Origin of the sequence: Blautia sp. NSJ-175 (assembly GCF_022867815.1) — a bacterium.
In the GTDB taxonomy this organism is placed as follows: domain Bacteria; phylum Bacillota; class Clostridia; order Lachnospirales; family Lachnospiraceae; genus Blautia; species Blautia celeris.
On sequence record NZ_JALIFQ010000004.1, the window covers coordinates 395,285 to 415,246 of the forward strand.

At 34.3% G+C, this 19,962-nt stretch carries 18 protein-coding genes; 13 read left to right on the top strand and 5 right to left on the bottom strand.

The annotated features are described in order from the left end of the window. Window position 1: 1 nt before the first annotated feature. A complete protein-coding gene (locus MUB35_RS09170; protein ID WP_054352265.1) occupies window positions 2-1,414 on the top strand; it encodes an ArnT family glycosyltransferase in 1,413 nt (470 codons plus the stop codon). 41 nt (window positions 1,415-1,455) lie between these two features. On the opposite strand, the gene MUB35_RS09175 is transcribed toward MUB35_RS09170, so the two are convergent. Next, the gene (locus tag MUB35_RS09175) at window positions 1,456-2,412 is read right to left on the bottom strand and encodes a glycosyltransferase family 2 protein (RefSeq protein ID WP_033143059.1); all 957 of its coding nucleotides are present in this window, start codon (window positions 2,410-2,412) and stop codon (window positions 1,456-1,458) included. Between the two features lie 186 nt (window positions 2,413-2,598). On the opposite strand from MUB35_RS09175, the gene MUB35_RS09180 reads away from it, so the two are divergent. The 12 genes from MUB35_RS09180 to MUB35_RS09235 all read left to right on the top strand — a co-directional run bounded on the left by MUB35_RS09180 (window position 2,599) and on the right by MUB35_RS09235 (window position 16,112). Further along, a complete protein-coding gene (locus tag MUB35_RS09180) occupies window positions 2,599-4,425 on the top strand; it encodes a glycosyltransferase family 2 protein (protein WP_244806097.1) in 1,827 nt (608 codons plus the stop codon). Between the two features lie 55 nt (window positions 4,426-4,480). After that, complete coding sequence (locus tag MUB35_RS09185; protein ID WP_244806098.1) at window positions 4,481-5,443, top strand: glycosyltransferase family 2 protein; 963 nt, start codon at window positions 4,481-4,483, stop codon at window positions 5,441-5,443. Between the two features lie 141 nt (window positions 5,444-5,584). Continuing rightward, window positions 5,585-6,946: a sugar transferase gene (locus MUB35_RS09190; protein ID WP_033143062.1), complete on the top strand. Its 1,362-nt coding sequence runs from the start codon at window positions 5,585-5,587 to the stop codon at window positions 6,944-6,946. A gap of 23 nt (window positions 6,947-6,969) precedes the next feature. After that, window positions 6,970-7,788 (top strand): glycosyltransferase, encoded by an 819-nt coding sequence (locus MUB35_RS09195; RefSeq protein WP_033143063.1) that lies wholly within the window; start codon window positions 6,970-6,972, stop codon window positions 7,786-7,788. Next, the gene (locus MUB35_RS09200; protein WP_033143064.1) at window positions 7,781-8,566 is read left to right on the top strand and encodes a LicD family protein; all 786 of its coding nucleotides are present in this window, start codon (window positions 7,781-7,783) and stop codon (window positions 8,564-8,566) included. Before MUB35_RS09195 ends, MUB35_RS09200 begins: the two co-directional genes overlap by 8 nt. Before the next feature lie 30 nt (window positions 8,567-8,596). Next, complete coding sequence (locus tag MUB35_RS09205; RefSeq protein WP_033143065.1) at window positions 8,597-9,886, top strand: CDP-glycerol glycerophosphotransferase family protein; 1,290 nt, start codon at window positions 8,597-8,599, stop codon at window positions 9,884-9,886. Next, a complete protein-coding gene (locus MUB35_RS09210) occupies window positions 9,852-10,628 on the top strand; it encodes an ABC transporter permease (RefSeq protein ID WP_225305272.1) in 777 nt (258 codons plus the stop codon). Before MUB35_RS09205 ends, MUB35_RS09210 begins: the two co-directional genes overlap by 35 nt. An 8-nt stretch (window positions 10,629-10,636) precedes the next feature. After that, window positions 10,637-11,377 (top strand): ABC transporter ATP-binding protein, encoded by a 741-nt coding sequence (locus MUB35_RS09215; RefSeq protein ID WP_033143067.1) that lies wholly within the window; start codon window positions 10,637-10,639, stop codon window positions 11,375-11,377. 25 nt (window positions 11,378-11,402) lie between these two features. Further along, window positions 11,403-13,175 carry a CDP-glycerol glycerophosphotransferase family protein gene (locus MUB35_RS09220; RefSeq protein WP_033143068.1) on the top strand — a complete coding sequence of 591 codons (1,773 nt, stop codon included), beginning with the start codon at window positions 11,403-11,405 and terminating at the stop codon, window positions 13,173-13,175. Next, window positions 13,172-13,951, top strand: coding sequence for an IspD/TarI family cytidylyltransferase (locus MUB35_RS09225; protein ID WP_033143069.1), 780 nt, complete (start codon window positions 13,172-13,174; stop codon window positions 13,949-13,951). The genes MUB35_RS09220 and MUB35_RS09225 overlap by 4 nt, the downstream gene beginning before the upstream one ends. Before the next feature lie 4 nt (window positions 13,952-13,955). Continuing rightward, the gene (locus MUB35_RS09230; protein WP_033143070.1) at window positions 13,956-15,029 is read left to right on the top strand and encodes an NAD-dependent epimerase/dehydratase family protein; all 1,074 of its coding nucleotides are present in this window, start codon (window positions 13,956-13,958) and stop codon (window positions 15,027-15,029) included. Window positions 15,030-15,050: 21 nt separating this feature from the next. Then, window positions 15,051-16,112, top strand: coding sequence for an acyltransferase family protein (locus MUB35_RS09235; RefSeq protein ID WP_033143071.1), 1,062 nt, complete (start codon window positions 15,051-15,053; stop codon window positions 16,110-16,112). 83 nt (window positions 16,113-16,195) lie between these two features. Here MUB35_RS09235 and MUB35_RS09240 read toward each other — a convergent pair whose 3' ends face one another. From MUB35_RS09240 to MUB35_RS09255, 4 genes are all read right to left on the bottom strand, one after another. Beyond that, complete coding sequence (locus MUB35_RS09240) at window positions 16,196-17,026, bottom strand: hypothetical protein (protein WP_033143072.1); 831 nt, start codon at window positions 17,024-17,026, stop codon at window positions 16,196-16,198. A gap of 36 nt (window positions 17,027-17,062) precedes the next feature. Further along, window positions 17,063-18,121, bottom strand: a complete 1,059-nt coding sequence (locus tag MUB35_RS09245; RefSeq protein ID WP_156120891.1) for a DUF6077 domain-containing protein — start codon at window positions 18,119-18,121, stop codon at window positions 17,063-17,065. Window positions 18,122-18,402: 281 nt separating this feature from the next. Next, entirely contained in the window at window positions 18,403-18,840 is a 438-nt protein-coding gene (locus MUB35_RS09250) for a winged helix-turn-helix domain-containing protein (protein WP_115625137.1), read from the bottom strand. Window positions 18,841-18,896: 56 nt separating this feature from the next. Beyond that, window positions 18,897-19,769 carry an MATE family efflux transporter gene (locus tag MUB35_RS09255; protein ID WP_331477454.1) on the bottom strand — a complete coding sequence of 291 codons (873 nt, stop codon included), beginning with the start codon at window positions 19,767-19,769 and terminating at the stop codon, window positions 18,897-18,899. Window positions 19,770-19,962 lie beyond the last annotated feature (193 nt).

Here is a 19,962-nt window from a genome sequence, read left to right on the forward strand (position 1 = left end):
CATGATAAGAAAGAAGTTACCTGAGATTCTGTTTTTGGGGGCAGTATTTATATTTTTGCTCTGCTGGGCAGTGATACAGCCTCTGAATGCATCCCCAGATGAAGGAATGCGCTATCAGATTGTGGAATATATTATGAAACATGGCAGCCTGCCTCACGGTGGAGACCCTGAGATCAGGAATGAATTTTGGGGCATTTCCTATGCTTTTAATCCTATACTTCCATATATAATGGGAGCAATACTGGGGAAAGCAGCATCTTTGTTATCAGCAGCAGAGATGGCACCTGTAATTGCGGCAAGGCTCGTAAATGTGTTTTTCGGTACTGCTACTGCATTTTTGACACTTAAAATAGGAAAGCGGATGTTTAAAAAAGAAGCTGCAGTATTTTTTACCGTTCTTGTCTGCTTTTTACCGGGGGCTGTGTTTATTCACTCTTATATCAATACAGATTCCATTGCGGTATTTTCTGCGGCATGGATCGTTTGGTGCTGGATAAAGGCCATGGATAAAGGCTGGAATGTGAAAGTCTGTATAGAATTAGGAGCAGCATTGTCAGTCTGTGCATTGTCTTATTATAATGCCTATGGCTTTATTCTGTGCAGCGTGTTCTTTTTCTGCGGCAGCATTCTGTTATGTGAAGGGAAGCGTTGGAACTATAAGAAAATGCTGTCTCTCGGGATACTGATCACAGTGGTCATTATACTTCTGGCAGGCTGGTGGTTTATTCGAAACGGCATTCTCTATCACGGAGATATTTTGGGGATGAATACATCTTCGGAATATGCAGAGCTGTATGCCAGGGAGGATTTGAAGCCCTCTAACCGCATGACGCCGCAAAAGATGGGAATGGGTATTACAGATATGTTTTTTTGGATTCCCGGAGAATGGAAATGCAATTGGCTGACAACAGTTGCGGTCAGTTTTGTCGGAACATTTGGTTTTATGGATATATTTATGCCCAGAATCTGGTCAGCAGTCTATTGCCTGGTATATGCGGTTGGAATTTTGGGAATGTTGCTCTGTATCAGACAGCAGTTTTTTGTAAGCGGTAAGGAAAAAGAAGTAAGACGCAGAAGGGATAAATCAGGAACCACTCTGTTTATAACCATCAGAAAAGAGCGCAGATGGGATACAAAGAATCTATTTCACATTTGTATGCTCATCGCCATGGTGATTCCCTTTATTCTTTTGGTAAAATATGCATATTCCAGTGAATTCCAGGCCCAGGGGCGTTATCTTATGCCAATGTTGATACCTTTTATGTATTTTATCACGCTGGGATATGAAAACATAATGGACAGGTTTGTGAAAAAAGAAATATACAGAAAATGGACTTATATTATACTGAGTGTTTTATATATCATTTCCGCTGTCGCTGTATATTATTTTGTATTTAAACCTAATTACAGTTAAAAAAGAAGCCGTACGCATATCATTCCGCGTACGGCTTCTTCTTAATCCTCATCCTTTTCAGGCTTTTCCTGACGGTACAGCTGACGTACAACAAACTGAGGCGATTTATTCTGACTGATAAAAATCCTTCCGATATATTCTCCCATCAACCCCAGCATGAGCATATTCAGACCGCTGACAATGAGCAGGGCACACATGAGAGAAGTCCAGCCGATGATCGGTTCCGGACAGATAAACTGGCGGATTACCATAATGATAGTGAGCAAAAAACCAAGGAATGCAAAGAACCCTCCGAAAAAGCTTGCGATCCTCAAGGGTTTTACAGAAAAAGAGGTAAAACCATTCAGCCACAGCATGATCAGTTTTCCGAGGGTGAAAGTAGTTGTACCAACTTCACGTTTTTTATGATCAATAAAAACATTGGTAATGTGATCTGTTGTGCGCAGGATAAGTCCCCATATATAAGGGAAGGCACTGTCATAACGCAGCATCTCATCTTTTACAAAGGAATTCATGATAAAATAACTGCATAAGGTAAGGTCCTTTGGCTTTTTCAGAAGCATGGTAGCCATCTTATCATTCAGGCGGCTTCCCCAGTTTTTAAAGGCACTGTGCTGCTTTACATGATATTTTCCAAACACAGCATCATATCCTTCTTCTATTTTCGCGATCAGTTTATGAGCCTCTATCGGAGGATTCTGGCAGTCATCATCCAGGGAAATGATATAGTCTCCTGTGGCATAAGTGTATCCGGCCATCAGAGCAGCATCCTGACCGAAATTCTTGGCCAGATTCACGGCAATGACCTGCGGGAATTTATCTGCCAGACCTTTGATCACGGAGAAGGTATTGTCCTTGGAGCCGTCATTTACCAATATGATCTCAAATTGATAATCCTCTTTTGGAAATGCTTTGAAAATATCATCTACAACAAGAGAAATTGTTTTTTCCGAATAATAGCAGGGAATAACAAAAGAGAGTTTTTTATCCAGTTTCAAAATATGACCTCCTTGTATTTCTAGTTACGGTTCACTCCGTGAACAGTAACCGTTTAAACTCAATCTTCTTTAGTATAGCACATTCGAGGTTCCCTTTAAACAGAAAATGTGGTAGAATGTACGGGTATATAAGTAAAAGGACGGGTAAATCTGCCCAAAAGAATGGAATTTGCAGAGGTAAAAGTTATGTCTAAAGGAAAACTGGAGTGGGGAAGAATTTTGAAAAAGCTTTCTCCGTATACCATACAGAAGGGGTACCGCTATTTAAAACATTATGGACCGAAGGAATTTTGGATTCGTCTGCACGAAAGATTTGAACCGGAAGAGGTTCCGTATGGTCCCTGGTATGAAGCTTACCGTCCCACAGAAGCAGATTTAGATAAACAGCGGAAACGGGTATGGAAATATTCTCCTAAGATCAGCATTGTGGTACCGGCATACAAAACACCTGAAAAATTTCTGCGGGAAATGATGGATTCTCTGAGAGAGCAGACCTACAGCAACTGGGAACTGTGTATAGCCAATGCCAGTCCGGAAGATGCCTCCATGGAATTTACACTGAAAGAATATTCCTCTTTTGACAGCAGAATTGTGTGGAAGAAATTGGACAAGAATCTTGGAATCGCAGAGAATACTAATACGGCCTTCGCCATGGCCACAGGTGATTACATTGGACTTCTGGACCATGATGATCTGCTTGCCCCTAATGCTCTGTATGAAATCGCGTCAGCTTTGGAAAAAGATCGGGACATTGATGTGATCTACACGGATGAAGATAAGGTGAGGGCAGATCTGTCGGAACATTTTCAGCCTCATCTGAAGCCGGATTTTAATCCGGATCTGCTTCGGGCGAATAATTATATTTGTCACCTGTTTGTGGTAAGACGCGGAATCATGGAACGGACAGGCGGTTTCCGCAGTGAATTTGATGGTGCCCAGGATTATGATTTTATATTCCGATGTGTTGAGAGCGCTGAAAAAATACATCATATACCGGAAATTTTGTATCATTGGCGGACTCATCAGGCTTCCACAGCGGATAATCCGGCCAGCAAAATGTATGCCTATGAAGCGGGAAAGCGGGCAATCGAAGGCAATTTAAAGCGCAGTGGTCTTAACGGAAAGGTCAGCCATACAAAAGACTATGGTTTTTATCGAGTGGAGTATCAGGTGAAGGAGTCTCCTCTGGTTTCCATTATCATCCCTAATAAAGACGAGAAGGAAGCTTTGAAAAAGTGTATAGACTCCATTTTTGAGAAATCAACATATGAAAATTTTGAAATCCTTATTGTGGAAAATAATAGTGAGACAGAGGAGATTTTTTCGTATTATCGCGAGCTGAGCAGACAGGACAGAATACGTCTTCTAAAATGGAAGAAGCCATTTAATTACTCTGCGATCAATAATTATGCGGCATCAAAAGCAAAAGGAGAATATCTTCTGTTTTTAAATAATGATATGGAAGTGATTTCTCTTAATTGGATGGAAGAGATGCTCGGACACTGCCAGAGGCCGGATACAGGGATTGTGGGAGCAAAATTGTATTATCCGGATGGAACCATCCAGCATGCAGGTACAATCATCGGTATCGGTGGAATCGCCGGACATATGTTTGTCAACATGCCGGGAGAGCGTACCGGTTATCTGCATAAGGCTTCCCTGCAGCAGGATTTAAGTGCGGTCACGGCTGCCTGTATGATGGTAAAACGCGAAGTATTTTTTGAAGTCAATGGATTTGAGGAAAAACTGACAGTTGCATTTAATGACGTGGATTTTTGCCTTCGTGTACGCCGGAAGGGATATCTGGTTGTTTATGATCCTTATGCAGAGCTGTATCATTATGAATCAAAGAGCCGTGGGACAGAGGACAGCAAAGAGAAGGTGCGCAGATTTCAGAGTGAGATTGAGTTCATGCGCTGCCGGTGGGAAACACTTTTAAAAGAAGGGGATCCTTACTATAATAAAAATCTTTCTCTTACAAAATGGAACTATTCCCTGCGGCCAAAAGAATAAAAATCTCAGGACACAGTCTTATTCTAAGACTGTGTCGGAAAGGTTTCCGAAAAACATGTATGAAGTATCTGTAATTATTCCTAATTTTAATGGAAAAAAATATTTAAAAGACTGTTTGGACGCATTGCTCATGCAGGATTTTCCTTCATTTGAAATCGTAGTGGTGGATAATGGGTCAGAAGACGGCAGTATTCCATATCTCAGCCAGAATTATCCGCAGGTCAGACAGATCGCTCTAAAAGAGAATACAGGTTTCTGTGGGGCGGTCAATGTGGGAATACACAGTTCACAGGCAAAATATATACTGCTTTTGAATAATGATACTATCGTCCAGGAGGGATTTATTCAGGCTTTAGTTCAGGACATTAAAAAAAGTCCTGATATTTTTTCGTGTCAGGCAAAAATGCTGCAGATGCATGATCATAGCAGGATAGATGATGCCGGAAATTATTATTGTGCCCTTGGATGGGCTTTTGCCGACGGTAAAGGTAAGCCGGAGGAAAATTATAATAAGCGAAAGAAGATATTTGCCTCCTGTGCGGGAGCTGCTATCTATAGAAAAAGTATTTTAAACGAAATCGGATACTTTGATGAGGAGCATTTTGCCTATCTGGAAGACCTGGACATTGGGTACAGGGCCAGGCTTCATGGATATGAAAACTGGTTTTGTCCCACAGCACGCGTATACCATGTGGGAAGCGGTACCAGCGGCTCCAGGTATAATCTTTTTAAAGTCAGATATTCTTCCAGGAACAATGTGTACATGATATATAAAAACATGCCGCTTTGGCAGATCGTGCTGAATTTGCCGCTGTTTGCAGTGGGATTTGGAGTGAAGGCAGTTTTTTTTGCTGTTAAGGGGTTTGGAAGAGAGTATATTGCGGGGATAAAAAATGGGTTTGAGATTTCCGGGAAGAACAGAAATAAGAAAGTAAGATTTAATACTATAGAAATATCAGAATTTCTATTTATGGAAGTTGAATTGTTGTATAATATAATACGGAGATTAAAGGGATAGAGATAGCAAATAAATTGGAAAGAGGTTTTTCTTGTCGCATAATCAAAATAGTGATATACTTTACAAGAATATTATAATCGTATTACAAAAGTATTTGCCAAATAGTAATTTGGCAGCATCTGTTAACGGGAGATAAATTTTATGAAGGTTCAAGAAAAGTTTAAACGTTTAGTCAGATTGCTTTTTTCAGCAGTACTAATAACCGTGGTTTCAGGAATTTATGGTTATACTTGGATTAATTATTTTAACAAAATAATACGTCTGCCTTTTTTTCGAAGAGGAAATTGGATGATGATTTTTTTGTATATTGTCATTCTGTTTTTTATGATGAAGATGTATGGAGGTTTTACTGTTGGATTGCAGGAGAAGGGGAAATTAATATTTTCTCAGCTCTTATCGGTTATTTTTACAAATACATTTACGTATTTTCAAATATCGGTACTTGCAAAGAGATTTTTCAATCCATTTTCTATAATCGGAATGACAATTTTACAAGTAGTGATAATAATAATGTGGAGTCTTATTTATCAAAGGATATATATACATATATTTCCTCCAAGAAATATGCTTTTAATTTCAGGAAGACGTTCGGATTATTATTTGATGGAAAAAATGAATTCCCGTATGGACAAATTTAAAATTGAGAAATCTACTAGCTATAAGAATGGAATAGAAAACATAGTTTCAGAAATTGATAAATATGATGGAATTATTATAGGTGACATGCCAGCACATGAAAGAAATCTTATATTAAAATATTGTTTTGATAAGGACATAAGAACTTATAGTATTCCTAAAATATCAGATGTACTGCTTCGGAGTTCAGAACAACTTACACTTTTTGATACACCATTACTTTTATCAAAAAACGATGGATTATTAATTGAACAGTTGATTATAAAAAGATTAGTAGATATTATATTATCATGTATTGCAGTAATTGTAACGTTACCTTTATTTCTGATTATAGCTGTTTGTATTAAGTTGGACGATTGGGGGCCGGTGTTTTATAAACAGCGGCGTTTGACATATTGCGGTAAAGTTTTTGAGATTTATAAATTTCGAACAATGATTCAAAATGCAGAAAAGAAAAGTGGTCCACGTCTTGCAGGAAAAGAAGATGATAGAATTCTAAGAGTTGGTAAGGTTTTAAGAAGAACCAGATTGGATGAATTACCTCAGATTTATAATATTTTGAAAGGGGATATGTCTTTTGTCGGTCCAAGACCAGAACGGCCGGAACTTGCACAAAAAATTGAAAAAGATTTACCTGAATTCCGTTATAGGTTGAAAGTAAAGGCAGGACTGACAGGTTATGCCCAGATATATGGTAAGTATAATACTACTTCATATGACAAATTGAAACTTGATCTCACTTATATTAGGAATTATTCTATTTGGTTGGATTTTAAGCTGATGATATTAACTCCTAAAATAATGTTGATGAAGGAGAGTACGGAAGGCGTCGATAGTAAGGAAAATTTATGTGATAAAAATGTATAGATAGAAGATAGGGGTTTATTTAAATGCAGTTTTCTGTTTTGTTATCTGTTTATAAAAAAGAAAAGCCAGAATATTTAAAGATGTCTTTGAATAGTATTAGATTTCAGACTTTGGCGCCGGATGAGGTAATCCTTATAGAAGATGGGCCGCTTACGAAAGAATTGTATTTGGTAATAGAAGAGTATCTGAAGATTTTGCCAAATATGAGAGTTTATAAGTTTGACGAAAACCAAGGACTTGGTTTGGCTTTGAGGAAAGGCATGGAATTAAGCAAGTATGAATTAGTGGCGCGTATGGATACAGATGATATTGCTGAACCAGAACGTTTTAAGATTCAGAAGGATTTTATGGAGAAAAATCCGCATATTTCTGTTTGTGGTGGGTTAATGCGGGAGTTTGATGATAGAGGTATTATCTCACAGGTAAAAAATATGCCAGAGACGCAAAAGGAAATATGGGAATATGCTAAGTACAGAAATCCCATAAATCATATGACTGTCATGTTTAGAAAAGCTGATGTGCTGAAGGCTGGTAATTACAGGGATTTTTCTTTTCTGGAAGATTATGATTTATGGTGTAGAATGCTCGCGAAAGACTATAAATTTTATAATGTACAAAAGGTTCTGGTTAAAGCTCGCGTATCTGATGAGATGTATAATAGACGTGGGGGGATTGTATATTGTCGGAGATATTTGAGGTTAAGACAGATGCAGAAAGAAATAGGATTGCTGGGATTTGGGGAGTATGTAAAAGCATGCGGAGTTACAATTTTGATTACTTTAGTTCCTAATATGATACGTAAATTGGTATATATAAAAATGTTGAGAAAAAGAAATGGATAATAAATTAAAGAAATATCAAGATCATCTCATGGAAATGTTAATTGAATTTCAGTGTTTTTGTGATGAACATAATATTAAATTTTTTTTGGTGGGTGGAAGCGCTTTAGGTGCTTTTCGTCATCAGGGATTTATTCCGTGGGATGATGACATCGATGTAGCTATGTTTCGTGATGATTTTGAAAAAATGGAAGCATTCATGAGTGGCAATAATAATAAATTAAAGGGGTTAGATTACTCACCGGTAGAAGATAAAATAATACCAGAAGCGCCTATTGGGCATCTTTATGATTTCAATATCACAGAGGTGTATACTCATGCTCCTAAGATAGATATACATCCTATTGATGGAGTACCAAATAATCAAGTGCAGCGCATGATACAAAAATATTTAGCCCTTATTTATTATTTGGGTATTTATCATTTACCTGTAAAAAATAAGGGGAGGTTTGCACGTGAGATTTCCAAAATTTTATTAAAAATAATACCGGATAAAGTATGGAAAGTGATAATCAGGCTTTGTAAAAAATATATTATCAGATGGAGTATTGAAAAAAGTTCTAATATATGCAGTTTATTTGGGGTAGCAGGTTATTCAAAAGAAATTATGCCAAAGGAGTGGCTTGTACCATTGCAAAAAGTAAAATTTGGATGTTCTGAGTTTTGGGCACCAGCTATGCAGAGCGAATATTTAACACAGTTATATGGTAAATGGAAAGAACTACCGGATATCCAACAGAGGAAACCGCAGCATGATTCTTATTTATATTGTAAACTTTAAAATGTGTGAATTTATGCTGGAGTGTGATAGATGAAAAAGAAAAGATTACTGATTAAATTGAAAAAATTAGTGAAAATATTTGTTCTGTATACAATTGAGAACGATTATAAGATTTATAGGATTAGAAATACCAAAATTAATATTAGATTCTCTTTGCAAAAAAGGTATCAGAGTAAATGGGGATATATACCTATACAAAAAAATAAGATTATTTTTGATAATTATATGGGAATGGGATATGGATGTAATTGTAAGTACGTTGCAGAGCGATTATTAAGAACGCCTGGAACGTATGATTTAGTATGGGTTGTAAAGGACGTTGCGAATAATAAACATCTTTTTCCGAAAAACATAAGATTAGTAGAGTATATGTCAGAAGAGGCATTTAAAGAATATGCATCTGCGGGTATTTGGATATGCAATTATCATTTAATTGCATATTTAAATAAAGGTCTTCAAAAGAAAAAGGGACAAGTATATATTCAATTATGGCATGGATCATTTGGCATTAAAAAAATTGAAGGTGATTGTAGGAATTTGGTGATAGACAAAAATTGGGAGTATCTTGCAAAAAAAAATGCAGATGTAACTGATTATTGGATTTCAAATAGTGATTTCGAAACAAAAATTTATAAACAGGCATTTTGGAATGTTAAGAATATTTTGGAATACGGACATCCAAGAAATGATCTCTTTTTTATGAAAAATGATGGAGTAAGAGAAAAAGTTAAAAAAAAGTTGGGAATTTCAGAAGAAAGTAAGATTTTATTATATGTGCCTACATTTCGTGATAATGGTCTATACGAAGCGGAGTATTTGGATTCAGAAAAAGTAGTAAGAAAAATTGAAGAACGTTTTGGGGGTAATTGGGAATTTGTTGTTAGATATCATCCAAAATCTGAACTTTGTCTGGAAAAAATAAAAATAGGTATAAACGCAACAAATTATCCTGATATACAAGAACTTTTATTAGCATCTGATGCTGTTATTACAGATTATTCTAGCTGTATATTTGATTTTATTTTAACTGGAAGACCTGGTTTTATTTTTGCAACAGATAATGATATATATAATGAAGTAAGGGGGTTGTATTATCCGTTAAAAAACACTCCTTTTTTGATAGCTGAAAATAATGAACAGCTTTGTAAAAATATAGATGATTTTGATGAAAATGTATATGAAAAAAAGGTAAAGCAATTTCTTTCTGATAAGGGATCTGTAGAAGACGGACATGCCGCAGAAAGAGTGGAGAGATTGATAAAACAATTAGCGAGGAATGAAGAAAATGAAGAAATATCTAAGGACTTTTTGGAATCGTAGATTCTTATTATCAGAATTAGTAAAGAAGGGCGTAAAATTAAAATATAGAAGGTCTTATTTAGGCGTTTGCTGGTCATTGCTGGAACCTTTGCTTACAACATGCGTTCTTACTATTGTATTTGGTACATTATTTGGAAATAAAAGCAGGGATTTTCCGATGTATATATTATGTGGAAGATTATTATATACATTTTTTTCGCAAGCTACAAAGACTGCAGCGAGATCAATACGTGCAAATTCTAAAATGATTTGTAAAGTATATGTACCAAAGTATCTGTATCCTCTCTCCTGTATATTATTTAACTATATAATTTTTTTGATATCTTTATTAGTACTTGGCGTTTTAGGGATTTATTGTGGAGTCAAGCCAACCTGGCATGTAGTGCAGATAATATTTCCGTTAATACTACTTCCGATTCTTACATATGGTGTAGGAATGATTTTAGCAACAATTACTGTGTTTTTTAGAGATATGGAATATTTGTGGGAAGTTATTTTAATGTTAATAATGTATACATGTGCTATTTTTTACTATCCTGAAAAAATAATGAACAGTGGTTTTTCCTGGATACTAAAGCTGAATCCTTTATATTGTATAATCCAAAATTTTAGAGATGCCATTTTAGGACAGCAGATGAATATCCATTTGCTGGTTTATGCGGCTATTGTTAGCGTAATTGCATTAGTTATAGGAAATATAGCTTTTTATAAAAAGCAGGATCAATTTATATTACATGTGTAGGTGAAAAAATGAAAAAAGAAATTTTAGTTGTTGATAATGTCAGTATGCAGTTTAATTTAAGTAAAGAAAAGGTGGATCATTTAAAAGAGTATTTTATAAAGTTGATAAGAAGAGAGCTTAGAAAAGATAGCTTTTGGGCATTGCAAAATGTTAGCTTTAGTGTGTCTAAAGGAGATCGAATTGGTATATTAGGACTTAACGGAGCTGGAAAGAGTACTTTACTTAAAATTATTGCTGGTGTTTTTAAACCGACAGAAGGAACTGTAAAGGTTAAGGGTAAGATCGTACCGTTATTAGAATTGGGAGCGGGATTTGAGCCTCAATATACGGGGAGAGAAAATATATATCTGTATGGTGCTGTGTTAGGATATAGCAAAAAATTTATCGATCAAAAATATGAAGAGATTGTTGAATTTTCTGGACTTCAAAAGTTTATAGATGTGCCTTTAAAAAATTATTCATCAGGTATGAAGAGTAAACTTGGATTTTCAATAGCAACTATTATGGATCCGGAAATTTTGATTTTAGACGAAGTACTTTCTGTTGGGGATGCAAAGTTTAGAAAAAAGAGTGAAGGAAAAATAATGAGTATGATGGATGGAGAAACAGCAGTTTTATTTGTTTCACACTCATTAGATCAGGTTAAAAGGATATGTAATAAAGCGATGATTTTAGAGCAAGGACATTTAGTTGCTATGGGAGATATTGAAGAAATTGCACAACAATATCAGGATATGATAGACAAATAGAAGAAGGTAATGAAGGAATAGAAAAATGTTATACAGAATTGATGAAGCGTTGTTAGTTATTAAATTAGTAGATATTCAATGGGAAAGAATTTTTGTTCATTTTAATATAGAAATTGAATTTAAAGATAATACAATTGATTGGAAAAGTCTGGAGTTTTATGCAGTAAATGGGATTGGTGCTGCAAAAGCTAGGTTAAAATTAAGTTTTATAAAAGAAAATCAGTATTGTTTAAGCCTTAACATTACAAATAATGGTGAAAAGCGTTGTTTACCAATTGGGACCTACAGAATTTTGGCTTGCGTAGGAGATGAAGTATTAGCTGAATGTGCAGCTGATTTTAATTATCCCATTAATATGGAAGAAAAATCAAGAAATTTTGAATATGCAAACGGACATAAGGTATATACGATTAAATTTTATATAGAAGATGATGAAGAAGAATTGCCTTTCAGAATGCATATCCTGCAGGCATCAGAAAGCAGAGAAGGATTTCCATCAAATAAAGAGTATCGTATATATCGTGGACCATATAAATGTATCAAAAGATATTTTGGAAGTAGCAGGGTCTTTTTGCGCAATTTATATAAGTTTTTTTCAGTGATTAATAAAAGAAAAAGAACGAAAACCATCCTATTTATGACTGAACAAAATGATTCAATTAAATCAAATTTAAAGGCAGTAGTTGAAAGAATGCAACAGCGCGGAATGGATAAAGAGTATTGTATATTGATTTCTGCTAGAGCAGCGGCTGCTGAACCACAGTCATATAGAAGCTGGATAAAATTAATTTACAAATTAGCTAAGAGTGGGATGATTTTTTTAGATGATCATGCTCCAGTGTTAGATTGGTTGAAATTAGATAATGACGTAAAAGTAATTCAATTATGGCATGCGGGTGCTGGATTCAAATCTTCAGGATATAGTAGATGGGGACATAAAGGATGTCCAAGCCCACAGAGTTGTCACAGGCAGTATACTTATGGAATAGCAGGATCAAAAAGTATTGCGCCTTTTTTTTCTGAGGTTTGGGGAATTAATGATGAGCTTGTTTTACCTACAGGAATGCCTAGAATGGATCAATATTTGGACAATGATTATCGTAAGAAGGTAACGGAAGATTTGTATAAGAGATACCCTATATGTAATGGAAAAAGAGTGGTATTATTTGCGCCGACATATAGAGGGAAAAATAAAAAAGAAGCATATTATCCGTATGAATTAATAGATTTTGAAAAGTTTTACGAGTTGTGTGGAAAAGAATATGTGGTATTATTTAAGATGCATCCGTGGGTTAGCGAGCCTGTTCCTATACCGGAAAAGTTTAGTGATAAATTTATTGATGTTAATTTATATCCGAATATTAATGATTTATTTTATATTACTGATATATTGATAACGGATTATTCATCTAATATATTTGAGTATTCATTAATGAAAAAACCCATGTTGTTTTTTGCATACGACAAGATACAGTATTCTTTTTCAAGGGGATTTCATCGGCCTTATGAGGAGTCGGCACCTGGTAAAGTATGTTACAACTTTACAGAGCTTATGGAAGCATTTAGGACAAAAGATTTTGAATATGAAAAAGTAGAGGAATACGTTATACAGCATTTTGATTTTATTGACAGTCATGCATCAGATAGAGTAATTGATTGGATCGTTTTAGGTAAAATGCCAGAAAAGATAGAACAAGAGATTAATATAGTAGAAAAACAGATAGAGAGAATGAAGGAGCTGGATTTTTTACAGCCATTGTTGGATAATGATTTGCAAGAAAGGAAAAATACGATATGAATATAGCTATTATTTTTGCTGGTGGTAGTGGAGTGAGAATGGGCGCTGGAATACCAAAGCAGTTTTTAGAGGTAAATGGAAAACCTATTATTATTCACACATTGCAGCTTTTCCAATATCACAAAAAGATAGATAAAATTTATATATCCGTTTTGGAAGATTACATTCCTTATATGGATGGACTTGTAAAAGAATATCATCTAACAAAAGTCGCAGGTATAATGCATGGAGGAGAAACTGCACAGGACTCTATATATATATCGTTAAAAAAAGCCTCGCAAGAAAATCCAGAAGATTCAATTGTGCTTTTGCATGATGGTGTACGTCCATTTGTTGCTTATGATGTTATTTCTAATAATATTAAAAGTGTTAAAGAATATGGTAATGCTATAACGTGTACATCATGTTATGAGACCATTTTGTTAAGTAAATATGGAGAAAGGGTAGATAAAGTTCCTTATAGAAAGGAGACTTATGCTGCACAGGCACCTCAGAGTTTTTATCTAAAGGATATTTTATATGCTCATGAACAAGTTAGAAATTCACCAAATGGATATGAAAATATGGTCGATGCTTGCACAATTATAAAGAGCCAGAATATGGAAGCGCATATGGTAATGGGGAATAGAGGAAATATTAAAGTGACAACGCCAGAAGATGTATATATGTTTCGGGCATTGCTTCAATATAAAGAAAATGAGCAGGCTTTTGGTTTGGGCTTAACAGATTATATTGATGCGCGTATGAAAAATATGGTAGAGAATGGAGAAGATTAGAAGTATGTGTACAGAAAGTATTAAGAATCCAATATTGTATACAGATTTGTGTGATGCTGCAAGCAGTGATTTTTTTAATGAAATAGATGATGAAAATACAGTACTTGTCACTGGAGCAACAGGTATGATAGGTTCACAAATTGTAAAATCCATAGTATTGTATAATAGTATTCATAATAAAAATATAAAAATTATTGCATTGGCAAGAAATAAAAAGAAGGCAGAGAATGTATTTAGAGGATTTCTGGAAAATAGAAAAGTAGATTTATTTATCTGTGATATAAATGAAAAAATAAAAATTCCTGAGCATGTTGACTATATTATTCATGGGGCAAGTGCAACAAGTTCAAAATATTTTGTTTCTAATCCTGTTGAAACGATTCTTACGGCGTTACGTGGAACAAAGAATATTCTGGAAATTGCAAGAGAAAAGAGCATAAAAAAAATGGTGTATTTGTCTTCCTTAGAAGTGTATGGTTCACCTGATGAAAAAGTAAATTATATTACTGAGAAAGATTATGGATATCTGGATCCAATGCAGGTTCGTAGTAGTTACTCTGAAGGAAAGAGAATGGCAGAGTGTCTATGTGCAGCTTATGCAAAAGAATATAATGTGCCTGTTTCAGTGGCAAGGCTATCACAAACTTTTGGGGCGGGTGTTTCATATGATGATGGCAGAGTGTTTGCAGAATTTGCGAGATGTGTAATAGAAAAGAGAGATATAGTTTTGCATACATCAGGAAGAACGATTAGAAGTTATTGTTATACAAAAGATGCAATAACAGCTATAATATGTTTACTGACAAGAGGTAAAACTGGGGAAGCCTATAATGTTACAAATATGGATACTGTTATTTCTATAAAAGAAATGGCTGAGTTGGTTTCTGAGCTTTCATCTGATAATGATGTTAAAGTCGTATACGATATACCAGAAAATGTTGCAGAGTTGGGTTATAATCCTGAAATGGTAATACGTTTGGATAATACAAAGCTGAAATTGTTAGGCTGGAAGCCTACTGTGAATTTAAAAGATATGTATACCAGACTAATAAAGAGTATGCAATTCGATAAAAAATAAATATGGGTAAGGTAAATATAAATGGAAAAGTGCGGTGAAGGATATCATTGGGGGTTGCTGAGTAAATATAGAACTAAGCTGATGGGAATCGCCATTATATGGATTGTTCTGTATCACGGGAATGAAATTGGAATGATATTACCAAAGCCTTTAGAGATTATTAATTTTGTCTTAGAGAAAGGAAGAGGAGGCGTAGAAATATTTCTTTTTCTTTCAGGTTTAGGGCTTTACTATTCATATAATAAGAATCCTGATATGAAAAGGTTCTATAAAAGAAGAATGGTCAGAGTGATTTTTCCATATCTTTTAATTTCGCTTCCTTTTTGGATTGGACAAGATTTGTTTATCCATAGAAATTTTTCAGCATTTCTTAAAAATATAACATTAATATCTTTCTGGACTGAGGGATATACAAGACTATGGTATTTTGGGCTTCTGATACCTCTTTATTTAATATTTCCATTCTTATATAAGTGTATTTTTGATGGTAGTGGACAGGGAAAATCAGAGGTGACAAGAGTTTGGATAATGATAGGATTAGTTATAATATTTAATATTAGTATTAAACTGATCTTTCCTGATTATTATAGTAAAGTAGAAATAGCATTGACAAGGATACCTATATTTATTATTGGAGTTTTATGCGGCTATTTTGCTAAAGCCAATAAAAGAGTGACTTATGGGGAGATAACAGCACTTTTTATAGGATATAGTTATAGAATGTTTACATATGAGTATCATATTGGAGGGATGACAGTCAGATACTGGTATTGTACATTGACGCTAGTGATATGCCTTATATGTATTTTCTGCTTTGAATATTTCGAAAAAAATCATAAACGTCATGGGTCTAGAGACTTTAATATTCTCCAAATAGCTGGAAAATATTCTTTGGAATTATATATTGTCCATATTTGGATTAGAACATTTTTTAGAAAATATAATTTTGATTATAATTTAAATGGGATACAGTTAAACAGATATGGATTGTTAAATTACTGTTTGATTATTATTATTAGTTGCATCGTAACGTTTATTTTTGTTCAAATACAAAGTATTATTAAAAGAAGATCAGTAAAATGAATCCATGTTAGGAGCATTAAACTGATCTAAAAATTATATTATGAGTTATAAAATTCAGGGTAGTGACGGCCCTGAATTTTATTTTATACAGGAGTTCTATAAATTACATATCCATCAGTTATACCTATATTTTCAAAAGAATTTTCCTGTAAAAAATCACAAATAGGTGAAGTATCATATAAAATGATGTAATTAGTTTTGGTTTTTTCTATTGCATTTATAAATTTATTTTTTTGGGAAATATCATTGTAATAAACCACTTCCATGATAGCATCTTGCACTTGATAGCTAGGAGTATTTTCGTCGAAAACAAAGTTTGGATTTCCTAATCTATAAAGGAGAGTATTCCGATCAATGGTAAGTAGTAAAGATGGATCATACTGTCTAATTAACATATGAATAGTTGTATCAGGTGCAACTATTTTAGGATTTTCGTCTTCGGAATCTCGGTGTATGATATTACATATTTCTAAAAGGCTGTCAGGAACCTTGAAAAGATTATCAGGCATGGATATATCTGTAAAGATGTTTTTCACAGGACTTCCTGTTAATATTATTAGTATCGTTAATACAAATGATAAGGCATACGTACCAAATTTTGTTTTACTATAATCTATAATATTTACACAACAATATCCAAGCAGAATACTTACAGGAAGTAACCAGAAGAATCTATAATAAACTTCATCAGAACCAAGTTTGCTGAAAATATATTTAACAAAAATAGGATTATAAATAGTCAAAAACAGAAACGCGGTATAAATCAAAAATAGATTTGTACTGTGTTTTTTTCGACAGAAAAACCATAAAATACAGGCAGCAAAAAAACCGAAAAAACAGATATTGCCCCAGTAATTATTTAAACAGACCTTGACAAAACTAAGGCCGAGCTCATCTATATTTACATCACCCATGTTCTAAACTCCTTAATTTGTGTAATGATTAAAATGCTAAATCGAAAATGAAAGTATACCTTTCGTATAAAGCAGATAAATAAATCCTGTCATCAAATTTGGAAGAGTATATAAGATATACCACCCAAGACTTCGGTATTGCTTTTTTATAAATATGACAGTTAGAAAACCTGCGCTGACTGCCAGTGGTACGATCAGCATGGAAGAAGAGCTGAAAGTTACACTGCTCAGTGTGATAAAGAAAAGCAGGAATTTATAAAACAAAGGACTTTTTCCTCTGTATATCTGCAGACAGCACAGGATAATTCCTGTAATGATAGTATTGGCAAGAACAGCCTTTCCTTCATAGGTTCTTAAGAGCAAAAAATTTGCAGAAGTATAAATTGTGTTGCTGTATAGGTTAATAAGGAAAATCCAGAACACAAAAAGTGCTGATTTTTTGCGATTATTTTCGGTCAGTATCATACCTACCTGGTAGTAAAGAATATTAGTGACAAGGATAATTATCTGAGGCATTATGACTTTAGCCTGTTTTAGTGCGTGCAGATTAAAAAACTTGGATATGACTGCATTATAATCAGGAAAACAGGAAAACAGGTAACGGACATTAAAGCGTGACAGTTCCGCTCCGGTATAGGGATTGAATAGACCGAGGCTGTTTTTATAAACGTCAGTTGCTGCTTTTCCAACATAATAACTGGCATCAGCACTGTTGTCCATATGAGTGAAAACGATCAGCATCTGAATCAGTATACTTGCAAATAATATAAGTAGTGTCCATGTGCTTTCTTGGAAAAATTTGGGAGAGCACACGACTGCGCTTTTCCAATCTCTGCGGCAGAAGTATATGGCCAGTAAAACAATAATGCAAGAGAAAGTCATCCAGATAACTGTTAAAAAAGTCAGTGGAAGACGTAATAGTGTACAGGGAAGAGCAAAAAGTTCAAACAGGGCAAAGTTAATAAAGAATCCACAGGATAAAGTAAAGAAAATGGAGTTTTGTACCTGTTTAAAAAAATGCAAAAAAAGAGAACCAAAACAAAAAAAGACTAATATTTGAAATAAAAAAATCAAACCAATTATTATAATGTTCAAGATACTGTACCTCATTAAAGTTTTGTTCTATTTTATCATAATAATTGAAATTTGAAAACTGATATTATTAAAATACTTTTCGATTGCTTGTACCTGCCCAACCCCAGTGGTATAATTATATAAATTATATAATAAGATTTTGAATTATCAGCATAAATACTGCATTTATAAACAGTTTCATAACTGAAAAACACTCATTTTACCACGAATTTACCACGATTGAATGAGCCTTGATATGATGATAAAACCGTAGCTGTAAATCACATACTGTGAATTACAATCTACGGTTTTTCTTCGTTGAATTTATAGCCAACACCCCAGACAGTTAGTATGTACTGCGGATTGTCTGGGGACGGCTCTATTTTCTTTCTTAGCTTCTGTATGAATGATGTAAGGTTGCTTCCCTCTGGGGCATTGTGAAAGCCCCAGACATTTTCATATAGTTGGTCTTTCGTAAATACCTGCCCCTTATAGCAAAAGAGAAAATAGAGTAAGTCAAATTCTTTAGCAGTCAGATATACGTTTTCACCGCTTTCAGAAGTATAGGTTCTAGTAAAGGGGGCTATGAATAAATCAAGCTTACGTTCAGTCATAGTGATAGGATAGTATGACAAATTATGAGATAACCATTCTATAGTTTGTTGAAAGACAGCTTCTTCATTTTCATGAAATTCAATTACTACTATTTTCCCATTTTTATCACCTACTTTTTCCAACATTACATGAAATCATTGTTATGGATAAACAAAAGCATTCCGAAAACATCTAAGCTTTCCTAAACAACTGCATACTGTTTCCATTTGTTACTTTTCCAACGCCAATAGAAACAAATACATCTGAATGTCCAATCCATAAGCATGGCTATCCATACGCTAAGAACACCAATACCTAAACCATATGCTAATATATAGCTGAAACCAATACGAAATACAACCATTGAAATAGCAGAGATAAACATAGGATATTTGACATCCCCTGCTGCTCTAAATGTATTAGGCAATGTAAATGACATAGGCCATACAGTTATCCAACCAGCAATGTGCATAATCATAACTATTAGTGAAAGGGAAAAGGTTTCTTCTGATAGATTATAAAGGCTTAGTATTGGCTTCAATAATATAAATATTCCAAAATTGAATAAAAACATATATAGCCATGAAGATTTAAGCAAATGTTTAGAATATTTGACAGCTTGCTCAAATTCTTTAGCACCGACACATTGTGCAACAACTGTAGTCATAGCCAGACCCAATGCCTGTCCTGGTATCGTTGCGACATTAAGTAAACTACCAGTTACTGCATTAGCTGTAATTGCACTTGTACCAAACATAGCGATAAGACTTGTTAATATAATTCTTCCAATTTGAAAGACACTATTTTCAAGACTGGCAGGAATACTAATTTTAAAAATACTTTTAATCATTTTTAAATCTATATCCCAAAATTTGTATGAACGTATTGTAATAGACAAGTTTTGATTACGTAACATTATCATAATTGTTATAGTTGCAATAACCCTTGAAAGTAAAGTAGATAAACCAACACCAAATGCACCAAGATGTATCATATATATAAATAACGCATTACCTACTATGTTAATGATATTCATAACAAATGAATTTACCATTGCATTTTTTGTATTACCCATCGCTCTAAATAAAGCTGAAGCAGAACTATAAACAGCAACGAAAGGAAATGAAATGGCAGTTATATAAAAATATGTGAATATTCTTGTGCGATGAAATCGCACTTCCGGAAATTTGGGAATCAGATGTCCGGAAGTGGAAATCACCTATGTAATTATGCGAGTTTACTCGCGTAGTTCTTTATCCAAACCATAT